Raw genomic sequence first — 17,456 nt, 5'->3', positions numbered from 1 at the left:
CTGATCAGTTGTGGTGACGCACGGCGCGCAGGAATTCCTGACGCGTATTCTGGCTGGACTTAAACAATCCGCCAAGCGAGGTAGTGGTGGTGGCGCTGGTCGCATCACGGATACCACGCGCTTTCACGCAGTAATGCACCGCATCAATCGACACTGCCACATTGTTCGTCCCGAGCAGCGTTTGCAGCGCGGTAAGAATTTGCTGGGTCAGCCGTTCCTGGACCTGCGGGCGCTGAGCGAAGAACTGTACAATGCGGTTAATCTTCGACAGACCGATGACCGAATCTTTCGGAATGTACGCCACCGTCGCCTTGCCATCGATAGTGACAAAGTGGTGCTCGCAGGTGCTGGTCAGCGTGATATCGCGAACCGTGACCATCTCATCAACCTTCATCTTATTTTCAATGACGGTGATTTTCGGGAAGTTGGCGTAATCCAGGCCGGAGAAAATCTCATCGACATACATTTTAGCGATGCGATGTGGCGTTTCCATCAGACTGTCATCGCTCAAATCAAGATTGAGCAATTGCATAATCTCGGTCATATGACCGGAGATCAGACGTTTGCGCGTTTCGTTATCCATCTCTTGCACGGGCGGGCGTAGTGGTGTTTCAAGACCACGCGCGACCAGCGCTTCATGAACCAGGGCCGCTTCTTTACTGAGTGATGACATTTCTTTTTCTCCTGCAGGTGGGGCGCCTCTGCCCTGCGTGGGGCAAAGTTTTTAGGCTGTGTCACAGCCAGAACATTGTGCGTGAGGCGGCGCACATAATCCAGTATTCACCGCGATAATTATTGAAATTGGTGCAGCCTTTTAGCACACAGATTTCATACGTCGTTCAACCGGGTGAATTCGAGTGTTAATGTAAAGTTATATAGATGATGAAGTATGTTTGCTCAATGCGGAAGTGAAAGTTACTCACAGTGCAATGAATAATCTGTATTATGGTGAGTTCGCAAACACATACAGGTTCAACACAACAAGGAGCCACGCATGGAAATGCTTGAAGAGCACCGCTGTTTTGAAGGCTGGCAGCAACGCTGGCGTCATGACTCCACCACGCTAAATTGCACCATGACCTTCAGTATTTTTCTTCCACCCCCCCGGGATAACACCCCGCCTCCGGTGCTGTACTGGCTGTCGGGTTTGACCTGCAATGATGAAAACTTCACCACTAAAGCCGGAGCACAACGCATCGCGGCTGAACTGGGCATCGTTTTGGTGATGCCTGATACCAGCCCGCGTGGGGAACAGGTCGCTAATGATGAAGGCTACGATTTAGGCCAGGGTGCCGGATTTTATCTCAATGCCACGCAACAACCGTGGGCAACGCATTTTCACATGTATGACTATCTGCGTGACGAACTGCCGGCACTCATTCAGTCACAGTTTAACGTCAGCGATCGCTGCGCCATCAGCGGACACTCTATGGGGGGGCATGGTGCACTGATCATGGCACTGAAAAACCCAGGCAAATACACCAGCGTTTCTGCCTTCGCCCCCATCGTCAATCCCTGTCGCGTACCGTGGGGTGAGAAAGCCTTTAGCGCCTACCTGGGTGAGGATAAATCACGATGGGCGGAATGGGACAGCTGTGCGCTGATGCTGGCCAGCAAACCCGAAGATGCGATCCCAACGCTGATTGATCAGGGGGATAGCGATCAGTTTCTCGCCGATCAGCTGCAGCCTGCAGTGCTGGCGGAAACAGCCCGTCAAACCGCATGGCCAATGACGTTACGCATTCAGCCTGGTTACGATCACAGCTATTACTTTATTGCGTCGTTTATTGAGGATCACCTGCGCTTCCATGCCCAGTATTTGCTGAAGTGATCACCAGTAAAGCGTCTTTTCTATTGCCGCGCTGTAACTCACCTCTTCGGATTGCGGCGCGGCCGCTTTACGATTTAAATCGGCCGCCTGTTGGCGGACCTGTAATCGTCCCGAATTGTCACCTCCCTCGTAGCCTTCGTTAAAATTGCGCATCTCAGACTCAAACAGAATCGCATCCAGATGGTGCAGTTTACTCAGTGCCCGCAACAGGGAATTAAGTGTATCCAGATTCAGGCCGCCGCCTTTTTCGATGCGTTTAATGGTCGCAATCCCCACCTGTGCACGGTCGGCAAGCTGCTGCTGCGTGAGCGCCAGAGAAATTCGCGTTTCCCTGATGCGAGCGCATAATGACAAGATGATTTCATCATTATTCATGGTGTGATATTTCATGCCGCCCTCCCGGTTTTTTGGGCTGAATTTTCCCCAGGCAGCCGTGATACGTTTCACGGTACTTCGCACTCATGTCTTTACCCGTTTCATACATCGCTGCAATCACCTCATCGAGCGAAACACATGGTTCACTGATGCGACTCATCGCCATCGTTGCGGCGTTAATCGCTTTTACTGACGAAATCGCATTTCGTTCGACACAAGGAATTTGCACCTGACCGCCAACCGGATCGCAGGTCAGTCCGAGATGGTGCTCCATGGCAATTTCTGCGGCACTTAACACCTGGCCGACGGAAGCGCCCATCAGCTCTGCTAATCCGGCTGCAGCCATCGAACTTGCCACGCCGATCTCTCCCTGACACCCGACCTCAGAACCTAAAATGGATGCGTTTTGCTTGAACAGTAGCGCGATGGCTCCCGCGGTGAGGAAAAAGCGGATAACCGACGCGTTATCCAGTTTGCAGACAAACTTATCGTACCAACTGAGAACCGCTGGAATGATACCGCTTGCTCCATTGGTCGGCGCGGTCACCACCCGTCCCCCGGCGGCGTTTTCCTCGCTGACGGCAATCGCAAACGCATTCACCCAGTTGATGTTGGTGAGAAAATCGTTAGCAGAGGGTCTGGTTGCCAGTGATTTATGCAAAGAGCAGGCCCGGCGCGGTACTTGATACGCGCCAGGCAGCAGCCCTTCAGTATGCAGACCACGTTGGACTGCCTGCTGCATCACCGCCCAAATCCGCGCAAAATAATCATGCAAAGCCGCCTGTGAATGCATCTGTAACTCATTTTTCATCATTAATGCCGCAACGGATAATCCATTGCGCTGGCACAGTTCCTGCAACTGAGTCGCATTTTGAAAAGCAAAAGGAAATACGTTTACTCGCGCTGACTTCGCGAGCGCAGGCTCACCCGGTTTACAAACCTGTCCGGAGCCAGTTGAAAACCATGTTTCTTCATACAACGTAAAATAATCATCCCTGGCGCGAAACGTCATCGCATAGGGATGGCCGGAATGTGGTTGTTGATTCGACTTAATAGCGACCGTCACGGCAACTGAAGGTGAAAGCGCCAAAGTGCCGTCCTGTTCAGCTCGTTTAATGGCTTCCATCTGCTGGCGTAAATCAACTTCATCCGGCTGATTGCCTAGCAACCCCAGATAAAGTGCAATATCAACGTTATGGCACTTGCGGCTTAATGAGAGCGCGCCATACAACTCGACCTCAATTTTTCGCGTCAGTGGCAAGATCTCCTGCTGCTTTAATTGTGAAATGAAGTTAAACGCGGCACGCATTGGCCCTACGGTTCTTGAACTGGAAGGTCCAATGACGACTTTAAAAATATCAACACAACTTTCCATTTTTATACCCATCCCTGTCAGTCACAACAGAATATACCGCCAGTGGCAACAGACCGTGACTTGTATATCAAAAACGATACCTTTCAGACTATGTTTATTTGTTGGTATAAAAAACAATACTATTTTATCTTTTTTTTAACCTTCACATCTGTGATAAAGCTGGATTCAATCGTCACTCTTCATTAATACAATAACCTCAGTTTACAGGAGTGACATTATGGCAATTATTTATTTCATCAGTTCAAAAGAGCCTGAAAAACTTCAGGCGTGGCTGTACGATACGGTTCTAAACACTAATCAATTTCAGTACACACTGGAAAACTTATATACCACCACTATTAATAAACCGTATCTGAAATTATCTCTACCCGATAAGATATTCACGGATGACATATATAGGAAACTGAGGACGACATCACTCATTCAGCAATTTGATTTCTTCCTAAAACCGCAAATCACTCCAACGAACGGTATCATTGCCTTTGACATGGATTCGACCTTTATTGAGGAAGAAGGTGTCGATGAGATCGCTCGGGCGCTGGGCATCACTGAACAGATCAGGGAACTGACACAGCAGGCGATGGAAGGAAAACTGGATTTCAATAGCAGCTTTACCCGTCGTATCGGTATGTTAAAAGGGACGCATATCGATGTAATTAATGGCGTATGCGATCGGATGACTGCCTCGCCAGGTATCACCACCATTTTGCCATTACTCAAACAGAAAGGGTTTAAAACAGCCATCATTTCTGGCGGATTAGATATTTTCACTCAACGATTACAGCAAAAATATCAGCTGGACTATGTATTTTCGAATACCGTAGAAGTCAGAAATCACGTGCTGACGGATAATATTTCCATGCCGATCATGAACGCAGAAAATAAACAAAAAACGCTAGCTACATTTGCCGACACGCTGCAGATCCCTCAGCAGAACATTATTGCCTGCGGTGATGGCGCTAACGATATCCCCATGCTTATGTATGCAGGCACGGGTATTGCCTGGAAAGCAAAACCAGCGGTCAGAGATTTAATCGCTAATCAGATTAATTTTCATGGATTCGAGTCGCTTCTGTTCTATATCGAAAATGAATTATAACCTCACGAGCACTGCCTGAAGGGAAACTCATATGAGCTTGAAATCATTTATTTTCAGCCAGGCTGACAAGCCGGTTGTAAAAGAAAAAAAAGAGATTGATCATACTTACAAAAAATTCCGTATAGAGATTATTACCTCCGTCTTTATCTCTTACGCCGTCTTTTATTTAACACGTAAAAACTTCTCAGCAGCCATGCCAGCCATGTTGTCAGATACCGCTCTGACCGCAGAAGATTTTGCCATCATGTCTTCACTGTTTTACATCCTGTATGGCTCAATGAAGTTTGTTGGCGGCATGCTGGTTGACAAAATCAATCCGAAAGCCATGACCGGCCCGGTGCTTATTGGCGTTGGGATCGTTAATATTCTGTTTGGTTTTTCCGACAGCGTTGCCGCGTTTTATGTGTTGTACAGCCTGAATGCTATCCTCCAGGGCACCAGTTTTCCGCCAATGGCAAAGATCATGGCATCCTGGTTTTCCAAGAATGAACGCGGACGTTGGTGGGCGGTCGTTGAAGCGGCGCATAATATTGGCGGCAGTCTCGCCCCACTGCTGACAAGTTTCGCGATTGTCTGGAGCGGTAGCTGGAAAATGGGTTTTTATGTACCGGGCGCGATCTCCTTGCTGATGGGAATCATTGCGCTCTGTACGATTAAAGACCGTCCCGGGACCTTAGGTTTGCCTAACGTTGGCGAATGGCGTAAGGATCCAACAGAGCTTGCCCAAGTGAAAGCCAGCCCGGTAAATCTCTCCTTTTGGCAGATTTTCGTTAAATATATCCTGATTAACCCGCTAGTGTGGATTATTATCGTTGGTGATATGTCCGTTTATATTGCCCGTACGATCCTCAACGACTGGCCGCAAATTTACTATTCTCAGATGCATGGCTGGAGTCTGATTAAAGCCAATTCCATTATCTCGTGGTTTGAAGCCGGTGGCCTCGCCGGTGGGTTACTGGCGGGTTACTTATCTGACTTTATGTTTAAAAGTAACCGCTGGATGACAGGTTTAATATTCGCATTAATGCTGTGCGTGTGTATTACCTTAATCCCACTGGTTCAGGATACCTCATATACCATTACGGCCATTCTCTTCACCATTATGGGTTTCGCCCTGTACGGCCCGCATATGCTTTTTGCCGTAGGTTGTCTGGATGTCACTCACAAAGATGCAGCGGGATCGATAACCGGTTTCCGGGGATATTCAGCTATGTCGGCGCCGCGTTAGCGGGTGTACCGGTGATCTTAGTGAAGAACAACTGGGAGTGGTCTGGTGTCTATTTGTATGCCGTGCTCGCAATCCTGTTAACCACCCTTTCACTGGCCTTGCTGGCTAAATTCCATCGGCTATAAGCCAGTTATGACATGGTAGCGGTGGTTTCGCCGCTACCATAAAGATGCGGTAGGTCCCGCCCTCTTCATTTCTCCATCTTTTCTTCACTTTTTCTCCTTTTTTATTTCATCGCTATCTCATTGACCCTAAAAGCTTTTTCTTGTTCTTTATATCAAACACAAATGATTTCTATTATCATTTGTGTTTACAAATATTCATACTTTTGTACAATCCCCCCGCTTCTTTACTGAAAAGAGTCCTTAAAAGACAAATACATACAATTGTCATGGCCTTTCACATGACACGCAGTTAGATTCATTTAAATGGAATGATACAAATGACTATACCTCACGTTAAGGCTGTAGCCGCCGCAGTATGCGTCGCGAGTCTCCCATCACTCGTCTATGCCGCCGACCAGGATACCGTGGTCGTCACCGCCACCGGGTTTGAGCAAAAAATTCAGGATGCCCCCGCCTCCATTTCGGTTATTACCAAGCAGCAGATCGAAGATAAAGCCTATCGCGATGTGACCGATGCACTGAAAGACGTCCCAGGTGTTGTTGTGACCGGCGGCGGTAGCAGCAGTGATATCAGCATCCGCGGTATGGCCTCACAATACACGCTGTTCCTGGTCAACGGTAAACGCATCAGTACGCGCGGCACACGCCCGAACAGCGACAACGCGGGTATTGAGCAAGGCTGGCTGCCGCCGCTGGAATCGATCGAGCGTATTGAAGTCATCCGCGGCCCGATGTCGTCTCTGTACGGCTCTGACGCTATGGGCGGCGTGATTAACGTGATCACCAAAAAAGTCTCGAATACTAAAGCCTGGACCGGCTCCCTGCATGGTGATGCCACCCTCCAGGAAGATCGGGACTCCGGTGACCTTTACCAGACCAATGCATACGCGTCCGGCCCCCTGATCGACGGGCTACTCGGCGCAAAAGTGACCGGGCTGTTCTCCCATCGCGGAGAAGATAAGATAGTCAATGGTTACAATGAACAACGCCTGCGCAACGGCGGACTCACCCTCAACTTCACCCCGGATGATAAAAATGACATCGACTTCGATGTCGCGCATGAACTACAGGATCGCAACAGCACTCCGGGCGAATCGATGGCGGCAGAAAACTGCCGTAACGGTGTTTGTAAGCCAAACAGCAAAAGCTACAACCGTTATGAACACACGACGTATTCATTAACCCACAGCGGTTATTACGACGATTTCAACAGCACCAGCTATGTTCAGCAGGAAGAGACCAAAAACCCTGGTCGTCAGATGAAATCCTACAATACGATCTTCAATAACCAGAACCAGGTCTTCCTCGGGGCGCACACCCTGACAGTTGGCGGGCAATACCGTTATGAAAAACTGCGCGATAACGGCAACCAACTGCAAGCAGCTGACGGTCTGAACAAGCTGACTCGCTGGAGTTGGGCATTGTTTGCCGAAGATGAATGGGCGGTTACCGATACTTTCACGCTGACCGGTGGTCTGCGTATGGATAAAGATGAAAACTACGGTGACAACTGGACGCCGCGCGGCTATGGCGTATGGCACCTGAGCGATCAGTGGACCTTAAAAGGGGGTGTTTCTGCGGGCTATCGTGCACCGGATCTGCGCCAGTCTTCTGCCAGTTGGGGACAGGTCACCGGTGGCGGTCGTCTGAACGGAATCATTGTCGGCAACCCGGATCTGAAACCAGAAAAAAGCCTGAGCGAAGAGATCGGTTTACTGTGGGATAACGGCAACGACCTCAATGCGGGTGTCACGCTGTTCAATACTGACTTCAAAAACAAAATCACCGAAGTTCGTCGCTGTAACAGCAGCGCCGATCCAGCTTGTACTATTGGCAACACTCATTACGACTTTGTCAGCGATCGGGTTAACGTTGATAAAGCCAATATGCGCGGCGTCGAATCCACCTTCGGTTGGAAGATGACCTCCGACATCAACTGGACAGCGAACTATACCTACACTGAATCTGAGCAGAAAAGCGGCCAGTTCTCGGGTCAGCCGTTAAACAAAATGCCGAAGCATATGTTCAACACCACGCTGGACTGGCAGGCGACCCAGGATCTCGGTTTCTGGAGCCGCCTGAATCTGCGTGGCAAAACATCAGAATACCTGAGCCGTACTTCCATGGCGCAAGGCACGCCGTCCTATACGCAGGTCGATATCGGTATGCGTTACTATGCGACCAAAGATGTACTGCTTACTGCTGGCGTGTATAACGTGCTGGATAAACAGATTGATTACGATACCTATGACACCGTGCTTGATGGTCGTCGCTACACTGTTGGCCTGACTTACAACTTCTAAGTCTGACGCAATAAAAAACCCCGGCACTCATCATGCCGGGGTTTTTTATTGCTTTTTTATACTGTTATTTCTTCACGCGACCCGGGAATTTCATTTCGCTGTAACGAACGAAACGGGTTCCTTTGGTCAGCTTATAGCCAAACCAGATGATCAGGAACAGCGGGATACCAATGTAGGTTGCCATTACGCCGCCCCAGTCAATGGTATCTTTCAGGAACGCTTCGTAGTTTTGCCCCAGGGTGATTATCAAGCACAGGACAAAGGCAAAGATCGGCCCCAGAGGGAAGAAGCCTGAACGATACGGCAGATCCTTAATATCATGGCCCTGCAACACGTAACCACGGCGGAAACGATAGTGGCTAATTGCAATTCCCAGCCAGGCGATAAAGCCCGTCATCCCGGAGGTGTTCAACAGCCACAGGTACACAGTCTGGTTACCAAACATGGATGTCAGGAAGCACAGACCTGCCACGACAGTCGTCGCATACAGCGCGTTACGCGGTACGCCGCCACGAGACAGTTTAGAGAAGATACGCGGCGCTTTACCGTCACATGCCAGGGTGTAGAGCATACGTGTTGATGCATACATCCCGGAGTTACCCGCCGACAGCACCGCCGTCAGGATAACGGCGTTCATCACCGCCGCCGCAGACAGCAGACCCGCGTGCTGGAATACCAGCGTGAACGGGCTGACGCTGATGTCTTTTACATCATTGCGCAGCAGGCTCGGATCGGTATACGGGATAATCAGGCTGATAATCAAAATCGCGAACACATAGAACAGCAGGATTCGCCAGAATACCTGGCGCACCGCGCGTGGAATGTTCTTCTCTGGATCTTCAGATTCGCCCGCGGCGATACCAATCAACTCGGTCCCCTGGAAGGAGAAGCCGACGATCATCGCCACACCAATCATGGCGGCAAAACCGCCAGCAAAGGGTGCATCACCTGTAGTCCAGTTACTCCAACCCACCGGTTGAGCACCTTTGAAGATACCGATAATCATCATTACGCCAACCACGATGAAGATAATCACAGTGGTGACTTTGATCAGTGAGAACCAATACTCCGCTTCGCCAAATCCACGTACCGAGATGTAGTTCAGCAGGAAGATAACGCCAAGGAACAGCGCACTCCAGATCCAACCAGGCGTATCCGGGAACCACCAGCTCATTACCAATTGTGCGGCCACCAGGTCCACGGCGATAGTCACCGCCCAGTTGTACCAGTAGTTCCAGCCGAGCGCGAAGCCAAAGCCTTCTTCTACATAGTTCTGACCGTAGGTAGAGAACGAACCGGAAACCGGCATGTAGGCAGCCAGCTCACCAAGACTGGTCATCAGGAAGTACACCATCAGGCCAATCAGAATATAGGAAAACAGCGCGCCGCCAGGACCCGCCGCAGAAATGGTTGCACCAGATGCAACGAAAAGACCCGTACCGATGGAACCACCAATAGCGATCATCGTCAGGTGACGCGCCTTCAGTTCACGGCGTAGCGTGGGCGCTTCTGTGGTTTTAGTTTCGGAAACCATGTGAAAATGCTATCCATCCAAAAAATGAGGCGCGATTGTAGCAGACGAAATGGCATTCTTCCGGCACAAATGCGCTGTTATAAGAGACCTTCATGACTGGCCGCGGATTATAAGTAAAGCAGAAAATGGGCAACGTATGACGATTGCCCTCAGTTGACGATGGGGTGTTCATTGCAGGTGCGACGCACCAGCGTCTTATTCAACCTGCTCTACCTGGTCGCTATAACGTAAAAAACGTAGCAGCGAGTTTGAAAGATGTTTTTGCCGATGATGGACGCGCCAAAGCGTGCGAACCAGACGTGGCAACGGCACCGGAACTTCGCTTAACGTTCCTGCCTGCAGTTGTTCTGCAATAACCCGACGCGACAAGCAACTGATCCCGAGACCATGGCGGACAGCATGTTTAATAGCCTCAGAGTTACCCAACTCCATTGCCATCTGAAATCTCGGTAGATGAGACAACAACAGGTAATCCACCAGCTCGCGAGTACCGGACCCACGTTCGCGCAGGATCCAGGGCGAAGCCGCAAGTTGCTCCAGCGTCACGGAGCCAGTGGTTAGCGGCGATGACGGCGCAGCAAATACCACCAGTTCATCTTCCAGCCACGGTTCAGAGATGATCTCCGTACTGTGACAGGGTCCTTCAATCAGCCCGATGTCGACCCGAAAATCCAGCACGGCATTGATAACATCCTGGCTGTTGCCCACGCTGAGTTCCAGCGGCAAATCGGGAAAATCCCGCCGGTAACCGGCAATCATGGCAGGTAAAATATAGTTGCCGATGGTGCTACTGGCATAGACGCGAATCGCGCCATTATCTTCACGAAAAAGCTGTTCGATTTCTGTCGTTTGCTCAAGCAAGGCCAACGCACGCGGATAGAGTAAGCGCCCGTGCTCATTGACGACCAGCCGCTTGCCGACGCGGTCAAACAATTGCACGCCAAGTTGCCCCTCTAAATCGGTAAGCGCAGCACTCACCGCTGACTGCGACAATGACAACATGACAGATGCCTGAGTCGTCGAGCCGCTTTTCAGTACCTCAGCAAACACTTCAAGTTGTCGCAGGGTGATATGCATAGTCGTTTTCCACCGGGTAGCCCGTGCTTACCACTTATAAAGATTAATTATAAATATATAATCAATTTTATTTTTAAGCCACTTCACCTTACAATTTTTGCCAAGAAATCATTCAAATTGTTCAGGAGGGGTTATGACTGAACTCGCCCTACAGAATCATCGTCGTACAGTGTGGCATTTTATTCCGGGGCTTGCCCTGAGCGCAGTTATCACCGGGGCCGCCTTATGGGGAGGTTCCATTCCCGCCGTCGCAGGTGCCGGGTTCAGCGCGCTCACCTTAGCCATCTTATTCGGGATGGTTATCGGCAACACCGTGTATCCACAAATCTGGAAAAGCTGTGACGGTGGTGTGCTGTTTGCTAAACAACATCTATTGCGTCTGGGGATTATCCTCTATGGTTTCCGCCTCACCTTCGCCCAAATAGCCGACGTTGGTGTCAGCGGTATCGTCATTGATGTCCTGACGCTCAGCAGCACCTTTATGCTGGCCTGCTTCCTCGGACAGAAAGTATTTGGTCTGGACCGCCACACCAGTTGGCTGATTGGCGCGGGGAGCAGCATTTGTGGTGCCGCCGCGGTATTAGCCACCGAGCCGGTGGTGAAAGCAGAAGCCAGTAAGGTCACGGTCGCCGTTGCTACCGTGGTTATCTTCGGAACCATTGCTATCTTCCTGTACCCGGCAATGTACCCGCTACTGGCGCACTGGTTTAGCCCGGAAACCTACGGGATTTATATTGGCTCCACGATGCATGAAGTCGCACAGGTTGTTGCTGCCGGGCATGCAATCACCCCGGAAGCTGAAAACGCAGCCGTCATTGCGAAAATGCTGCGCGTCATGATGCTGGCTCCGTTCCTCATCATCCTGGCAGCACGTGTTAAACAACTGTCTCCGGCGACCAGTGGAGAGAAAAGTAAAATCACTATTCCGTGGTTTGCCATCCTGTTTATTGTGGTCGCGATTTTTAACTCGTTCCACCTGCTGCCGCAGTCAGTGGTGAACATGCTGGTTACGCTGGACACCGTGCTGCTGGCAATGGCGATGGCCGCACTGGGGTTAACCACTCACGTGAGTGCGCTGAAAAAAGCCGGTGCAAAACCTCTGCTGATGGCACTGGTGCTGTTTGTCTGGCTGATTGTGGGCGGTGGCGCGATTAACGTTGCCATCCACGCGCTGATGGCATAAACGAGCACGACTCACCTCCATTAACCCGCTATACTTCCTCCTTTTGCATTTGAGTATGGCGGGTTTAATTTATGAAATATATTGGAGCGCACGTAAGCGCCGCTGGCGGTCTGGCTAACGCCGCTATTCGAGCCGCAGAAATCGAAGCGACCGCATTCGCCCTGTTCACCAAGAATCAGCGTCAGTGGCGTGCCGCGCCGCTGACCACCGAAATCATTGATGATTTCAAATCCGCCTGCGAGAAGTATCACTATACTTCCGCGCAAATCCTGCCTCACGACAGCTATCTGATAAACCTCGGTCATCCGGTCAGCGATGCGCTGGAAAAATCACGTGATGCATTTATCGATGAAATGCAGCGCTGCGAACAGCTTGGCTTATCCCTGCTGAACTTTCACCCGGGCAGCCATTTGATGCAGATCCCGGAAGATGAATGTCTGGCGCGCATTGCCGAATCGATCAATATCGCCCTCGCCCAGACCCAGGGCGTTACGGCGGTAATTGAAAATACCGCCGGACAGGGCAGCAACCTTGGCTTTAAGTTTGAGCACCTGGCCGCCATTATCGACGGCGTAGAAGATAAATCCCGTGTCGGCGTCTGTATTGATACCTGCCACGCCTTCGCGGCCGGTTACGATTTGCGTTCCGTTGAGGAATGCGAAAAGACGTTTGCGGAATTTGAACGTATTGTCGGTTTCAAATATCTGCGCGGTATGCACCTGAACGACGCCAAGAGCACGTTTGGCAGCCGCGTTGACCGTCACCACAGCTTAGGTGAAGGCAATATTGGCCACGACGCATTCCGATGGATTATGCAGGACAATCGTTTTGACGGCATTCCGCTGGTGCTGGAAACCATTAATCCAGATATCTGGGCAGAAGAGATTGCCTGGCTGAAAGCCCAGCAAACAGAAAAAGCGGTGGCCTAATCATGAACGACAGGGAAAAGCAGATCCTTAAGATCCTGCGCCGCAATCCGTTGATTCAGCAGAATGAAATCGCCGATATTTTGCAGATCAGCCGTTCACGCGTCGCTGCGCATATTATGGATTTAATGCGTAAAGGCATGATCAAAGGTAAAGGTTATATCCTTACCGAACAGGATTATTGCGTGGTTGTCGGAGCTATCAACATGGATATCCGGGGTGTTGCAGACATCCATTATCCTCAGGCCGCCTCGAACCCTGGCAGCATTCATTGCTCAGCAGGCGGTGTAGGGCGTAACATCGCCCACAACCTGGCGCTGCTGGGTCGCGACGTACATTTAATCTCCGCTGTTGGCAGCGATTTCTATGGCGAAACGCTGCTGGAACAGACCCGTCAGGCTGGTGTTAACGTTTCCAGTTGCATTCGTCTGCATGGACATAACACCTCCACCTATTTGTCGATCGCGAATCAGCAGGAAGAGACCGTACTGGCGATTAATGATACCCACATTCTGCAACAGCTAACGCCGCAGTTGCTGAACGGTTCACGGGATCTTATCCGCCATTCCGGCGTCGTGCTGGCGGATTGCAATCTGACAGCTGAAGCCATCGAGTGGGTATTTACTATTGCTGATGACATTCCGGTATTTATTGATACCGTTTCAGAGTTCAAAGCGGCAAAAATGAAGACCTGGTTTACACGTATTCATACGCTAAAACCCACGCAGAAAGAGCTGGGCATTTTATGGGGTAAGCCTGTCCAGTCGGATGCGGATCGCGTGCAGGCCGTCAACGACCTCCATCAGCAGGGAGTAAAACGCATCTTTGTGTGTCTGGAAGACGAATCCGTTTTTTGCAGCGAAAAGGACGGAGAGCAATTTTTACTGACATCGCCGAAGCATACGGTGATAGACAGTTTCGGCGCCGATGACGCATTTATGGCGGGATTGTTATACAGCTTTCTGGAAGGCAGTGAGTTCCGCGAAAGCGCGCAGTTTGCAATGGCCTGTGCAGCATTATCACGCGCCAGCGTCAGTATTAACAACCCAACGCTCTCCGCTGATAACGCACTGTATTTACTGCAAACAGCTTGAATGTCTGCCGGATAGCGCTACGCTTATCCGGCCTACACACTTTATTTTATGCCAGTCCGATAAAGAAACCGGCTATTGTAGCACTCATCAGGTTTGACAGCGTTGCCGCAGCCAGTGCTCTCATCCCAAGCTGTGCGATTTCCGGCGCACGCTGTGGCGCAATGGCTGAAAACGCACCGACGACAACACCAATCGAACCAAAGTTTGCAAAACCACACAGCGCAAACGAAATAATCGCAATAGTCTTCACATCCAACGTCCCACCCGTTTGCAGGTACGGAGAGAAATTGAGATAAGCGACAAACTCATTAATCGCCAGCTTCTGCCCGATCAGGCTACCTGCCAGCGTCGCATCGCTCCAGTCCACGCCCATAATCCACGCCAGCGGAGCCAGAATGTAGCCAAAAATGCCTTCCAGGGTCGCGTGACCGAAGCCAAACCAACCGCCAACGCCACCAATAATGCCGTTAATCAGCGCGATAATGGCGACAAATGCCATGACTACTGTCGCCACACCAGCGGCGATCTTCAGCCCGGTCATCGCCCCACTGGCCGCCGCTTCGATGATGCTTTTCGGTGGCGTTTCAGTAAATGACAGGTTTTCAAAGGTGACGCGAGATTCTTCCGTTGCCGGACTCAGCATACGCGCGAACAAAATACCGCCAGGAATTGCCATCAACGATGCCGCCAGCAAATAGTCGATCGGGACGCCCATTCCGGCGTAACCAATCATCATGGAGCCAGCAATCGAGGCCATTCCGCTACAAATAGCGGTAAACAGCTCATTGCGATTCAGGCGGTCAATAAACGGTTTCACGATTGCCGGGATCTCGTTTTGCCCGAGGAAAATCGTGGTTACTGCGACAAATGACTCGATCTTACTGATGTTCAACGCTTTCTGGAAAATACCGCCGAGGATGCGGATCAACAACCCCATCACGCCAATGTAGTAGAGCAGACTGATGAGTGCGGTCACAAAAATGATGGCCGGGAGCACCCGGAAGGCGAAGATAAACCCGGCCCCGTCAAACAGCACATCCATTTTTGGCCCAACGAGGGAGCCAAAGATAAATGCGCTACCCGCGTCACTATATGACATCACCTTGTGGACGCCGAGCGCGGCCTGTTCAACCAGCCATTTCCCCGGCGGGAAATACAACATGATACCGCCAATGGCGATTTGCAAAACCAACGCTGCGCCAACGGTACGCAGGCTAATCCGTTTTTTATTTACTGACAGCAGAAACGCGATGGCCAGTAATACCACCATACCCACAACACTTCTCATTATATCCATAATGAAATCCCTTCATGCCAGGAAACCCGGCGCTAACGCCAGGTTTTGGTAGGTTTGATATTCACGGGCGACCGCTTTCTGCCCGGAAATTTGGTCAGGCGAGGCGTTGGTATTCCTTCGCAATCTCGCAAGCCAGTACGGCGTTGTTGAACACCAACTGAATGTTAGATTTCAGACTGTCGCCTCCGGTCAGTTCCGCAACCCGTGCCAGAAGGAACGGCGTGCTATCTTTGCCCACAACGCCCTGCTCTTCAGCTTCCTTCACTGCCCGATCGATTGCCGCGTTAATTTTTTCCTCTGCCATGGCAAACTGTTCAGGGATGGGATTTGCGACAACCAGGCCGCCGTTCAGGCCGGTTTGCCATTTCACCGCCATCGCGCGGGCAATCTCTTTTGCGCTGTCCAGACGGATGCTGACCTCAAACGGACTGGTACGGCAGAAAAATGCCGGTAACGCTTGGGTTTGATAACCAATTAACGGCACACCAAAGGTTTCTAAATATTCAGTTGTTAAACCGAGATCCAGAATAGATTTCGCCCCGGCACAAATAACCGTGACATTGGTATGTGCCAGTTCTTGCAGGTCTGCGGAAATATCAAACGTATGTTCAGCCCCACGATGAACGCCACCAATTCCCCCGGTCGCAAATACTTTAATTCCCGCCAGCGCGGCAATAATCATGGTAGAAGCAACAGTCGTGGCCCCATTTTTCCCTGCCGCGACCACAAATGGTAAATCTCGGCGGCTAACTTTAGCCACGTTATGCCCTTCACGTCCTAAAAGTTCAATTTCATCTTTACTTAAACCTACTTTCATTATTCCGCCGATAATGGCAATAGTCGCAGGCACAGCACCATGTTTGCGAATAGTTTCTTCTACTTCAATCGCTGTCTGCGCATTTTGTGGAAATGGCATGCCATGGGAAATAATGGTTGACTCAAGTGCAACAATGGGTTTTTTACTGTTTAATGCTTCCTGAACTTCTGGAGATATTTGTAATAATTCAGAGGAAAGAGTTAATTCAGACATTCTGTGTTCTCCACTATTGAGCTAACATTCGCAACAGACAAATCAGGGTTATTGGTATATTCACAGGCCAGTGCCATAGATGAGCACCCCTGCGCAAATCGAACCGAATCAATAAAGGGCAGACCGTCGACCCAGCAGGAAGCCAGTCCCGCCATCATGGCATCACCAGCCCCCGTGACATTAATGACGTGAGTTTTAATGGGCAGCGACCAACCGCTACTCCCCGAGATATCACTGTAATAAACGCCGTCGCCGCCCATGCTGAGCACCAGCCGGTTTAGGCCGCGCTCATGAAACCACGTGGCAACTTTGCCAACATCTTCTCGCCCGGAAAGTGCAATCCCACTCAGGGTTTCAGCTTCAAGTCGATTAGGCTTTAAGGTGTGGATTTTGCAGAGCTGCTCGCGAATTTTAACGCACTTCCATGCCGATACCGGGTCAACAAACACCGGTACCTCACCCGCGTTTTCCAACACCCATGTCAGCGCGTCTTCACTGATATTACAGTCAGCGACAATGACTTTTGCTGCACGAATAAAATCACGATGTTGCGACAAAAAAGCCGCTGAAATGTGGTCAGTAATACTCATATCATTAATGGCAACCAGCATCTCACCGGTATTATCAAGCAGCGACAAATAACTTGATGTATTTTCTCCAGCAACAATCAGGCATTTTTCGACATGAACACCAGATTGATTAGTTTGCGCCAGCAGTGATTGTCCATAGAAATCGTTACCAACGGCAGTCAGTAACCATGAATCTTTCCCCAGCAGCGCCAAATTATGAGCGATATTGCGTCCCACGCCGCCTGGCGTAAATTTTATTTTCCCCGGATTCGAGTCCGCATAATTTAGAGAAGCATGCGAATACCCGGCCACATCCATATTGGCCGAGCCAATGGTTACTATGTATTCCTTTTCACGCATAGCACGTCCCCTGGCAATATAATTACCACTAATGAGTTCGTCAAAAATAA

General features: G+C 50.4%; 14 protein-coding genes and 1 pseudogene. 7 read left to right on the top strand and 8 right to left on the bottom strand.

From position 1 onward, the window contains the following. Positions 1-4: 4 nt before the first annotated feature. Positions 5-673 (bottom strand): GTP cyclohydrolase I FolE, encoded by a 669-nt coding sequence (folE, locus tag IB196_RS07825; RefSeq protein WP_003027410.1) that lies wholly within the window; start codon positions 671-673, stop codon positions 5-7. 321 nt (positions 674-994) lie between these two features. On the opposite strand from folE, the gene fghA reads away from it, so the two are divergent. Then, positions 995-1,831: an S-formylglutathione hydrolase gene (gene fghA / locus IB196_RS07820; RefSeq protein ID WP_040230618.1), complete on the top strand. Its 837-nt coding sequence runs from the start codon at positions 995-997 to the stop codon at positions 1,829-1,831. Here fghA and IB196_RS07815 read toward each other — a convergent pair whose 3' ends face one another. Beyond that, positions 1,832-2,221 carry a helix-turn-helix domain-containing protein gene (locus IB196_RS07815; protein WP_188232061.1) on the bottom strand — a complete coding sequence of 130 codons (390 nt, stop codon included), beginning with the start codon at positions 2,219-2,221 and terminating at the stop codon, positions 1,832-1,834. Next, the gene (locus IB196_RS07810) at positions 2,199-3,581 is read right to left on the bottom strand and encodes an L-serine ammonia-lyase (RefSeq protein WP_072041422.1); all 1,383 of its coding nucleotides are present in this window, start codon (positions 3,579-3,581) and stop codon (positions 2,199-2,201) included. Before IB196_RS07810 ends, IB196_RS07815 begins: the two co-directional genes overlap by 23 nt. Positions 3,582-3,798: 217 nt before the next feature. Between IB196_RS07810 and serB the strand changes: the two genes are divergently transcribed. From serB to IB196_RS07795, 3 genes and pseudogenes are all read left to right on the top strand, one after another. After that, positions 3,799-4,680 (top strand): phosphoserine phosphatase SerB, encoded by an 882-nt coding sequence (gene serB, locus IB196_RS07805; RefSeq protein ID WP_188232060.1) that lies wholly within the window; start codon positions 3,799-3,801, stop codon positions 4,678-4,680. Between the two features lie 31 nt (positions 4,681-4,711). Further along, positions 4,712-6,033 (top strand): annotated as a pseudogene (locus IB196_RS07800) (MFS transporter). A gap of 317 nt (positions 6,034-6,350) precedes the next feature. Beyond that, complete coding sequence (locus IB196_RS07795; protein WP_040230614.1) at positions 6,351-8,336, top strand: ligand-gated channel protein; 1,986 nt, start codon at positions 6,351-6,353, stop codon at positions 8,334-8,336. A gap of 64 nt (positions 8,337-8,400) precedes the next feature. On the opposite strand, the gene lysP is transcribed toward IB196_RS07795, so the two are convergent. Both lysP and yieE read right to left on the bottom strand, forming a co-directional pair. After that, positions 8,401-9,870: a lysine-specific permease gene (gene lysP, locus IB196_RS07790; protein WP_005129223.1), complete on the bottom strand. Its 1,470-nt coding sequence runs from the start codon at positions 9,868-9,870 to the stop codon at positions 8,401-8,403. 195 nt (positions 9,871-10,065) lie between these two features. After that, positions 10,066-10,947, bottom strand: coding sequence for a DNA-binding transcriptional regulator YeiE (gene yieE, locus IB196_RS07785; RefSeq protein WP_040230613.1), 882 nt, complete (start codon positions 10,945-10,947; stop codon positions 10,066-10,068). Positions 10,948-11,080: 133 nt separating this feature from the next. On the opposite strand from yieE, the gene IB196_RS07780 reads away from it, so the two are divergent. The 3 genes from IB196_RS07780 (at position 11,081) to IB196_RS07770 (ending at position 14,150) form a co-directional block, all read left to right on the top strand. Beyond that, positions 11,081-12,130: a YeiH family protein gene (locus tag IB196_RS07780; RefSeq protein WP_005129225.1), complete on the top strand. Its 1,050-nt coding sequence runs from the start codon at positions 11,081-11,083 to the stop codon at positions 12,128-12,130. Positions 12,131-12,201: 71 nt separating this feature from the next. Further along, complete coding sequence (gene nfo, locus IB196_RS07775) at positions 12,202-13,059, top strand: deoxyribonuclease IV (RefSeq protein WP_005129226.1); 858 nt, start codon at positions 12,202-12,204, stop codon at positions 13,057-13,059. A gap of 2 nt (positions 13,060-13,061) precedes the next feature. Beyond that, positions 13,062-14,150 carry a sugar kinase gene (locus tag IB196_RS07770; protein WP_005129227.1) on the top strand — a complete coding sequence of 363 codons (1,089 nt, stop codon included), beginning with the start codon at positions 13,062-13,064 and terminating at the stop codon, positions 14,148-14,150. Positions 14,151-14,196: 46 nt separating this feature from the next. On the opposite strand, the gene IB196_RS07765 is transcribed toward IB196_RS07770, so the two are convergent. The 3 genes from IB196_RS07765 to IB196_RS07755 all read right to left on the bottom strand — a co-directional run bounded on the left by IB196_RS07765 (position 14,197) and on the right by IB196_RS07755 (position 17,406). Next, positions 14,197-15,447 carry a NupC/NupG family nucleoside CNT transporter gene (locus tag IB196_RS07765; protein ID WP_040230612.1) on the bottom strand — a complete coding sequence of 417 codons (1,251 nt, stop codon included), beginning with the start codon at positions 15,445-15,447 and terminating at the stop codon, positions 14,197-14,199. A gap of 94 nt (positions 15,448-15,541) precedes the next feature. Then, positions 15,542-16,477: a pseudouridine-5'-phosphate glycosidase gene (locus IB196_RS07760; protein WP_188232059.1), complete on the bottom strand. Its 936-nt coding sequence runs from the start codon at positions 16,475-16,477 to the stop codon at positions 15,542-15,544. Beyond that, positions 16,465-17,406: a pseudouridine kinase gene (locus tag IB196_RS07755; RefSeq protein ID WP_188232098.1), complete on the bottom strand. Its 942-nt coding sequence runs from the start codon at positions 17,404-17,406 to the stop codon at positions 16,465-16,467. The genes IB196_RS07760 and IB196_RS07755 overlap by 13 nt, the downstream gene beginning before the upstream one ends. Between the last annotated feature and the right edge of the window lie 50 nt (positions 17,407-17,456).

Source organism: Citrobacter sp. C6_1, assembly GCF_014596835.2.
Classification (GTDB): Bacteria; Pseudomonadota; Gammaproteobacteria; order Enterobacterales; family Enterobacteriaceae; genus Citrobacter; species Citrobacter pasteurii.
Note: the sequence above shows the minus strand (reverse complement) of the source record. Positions and strands in the feature narration are given on the sequence as shown.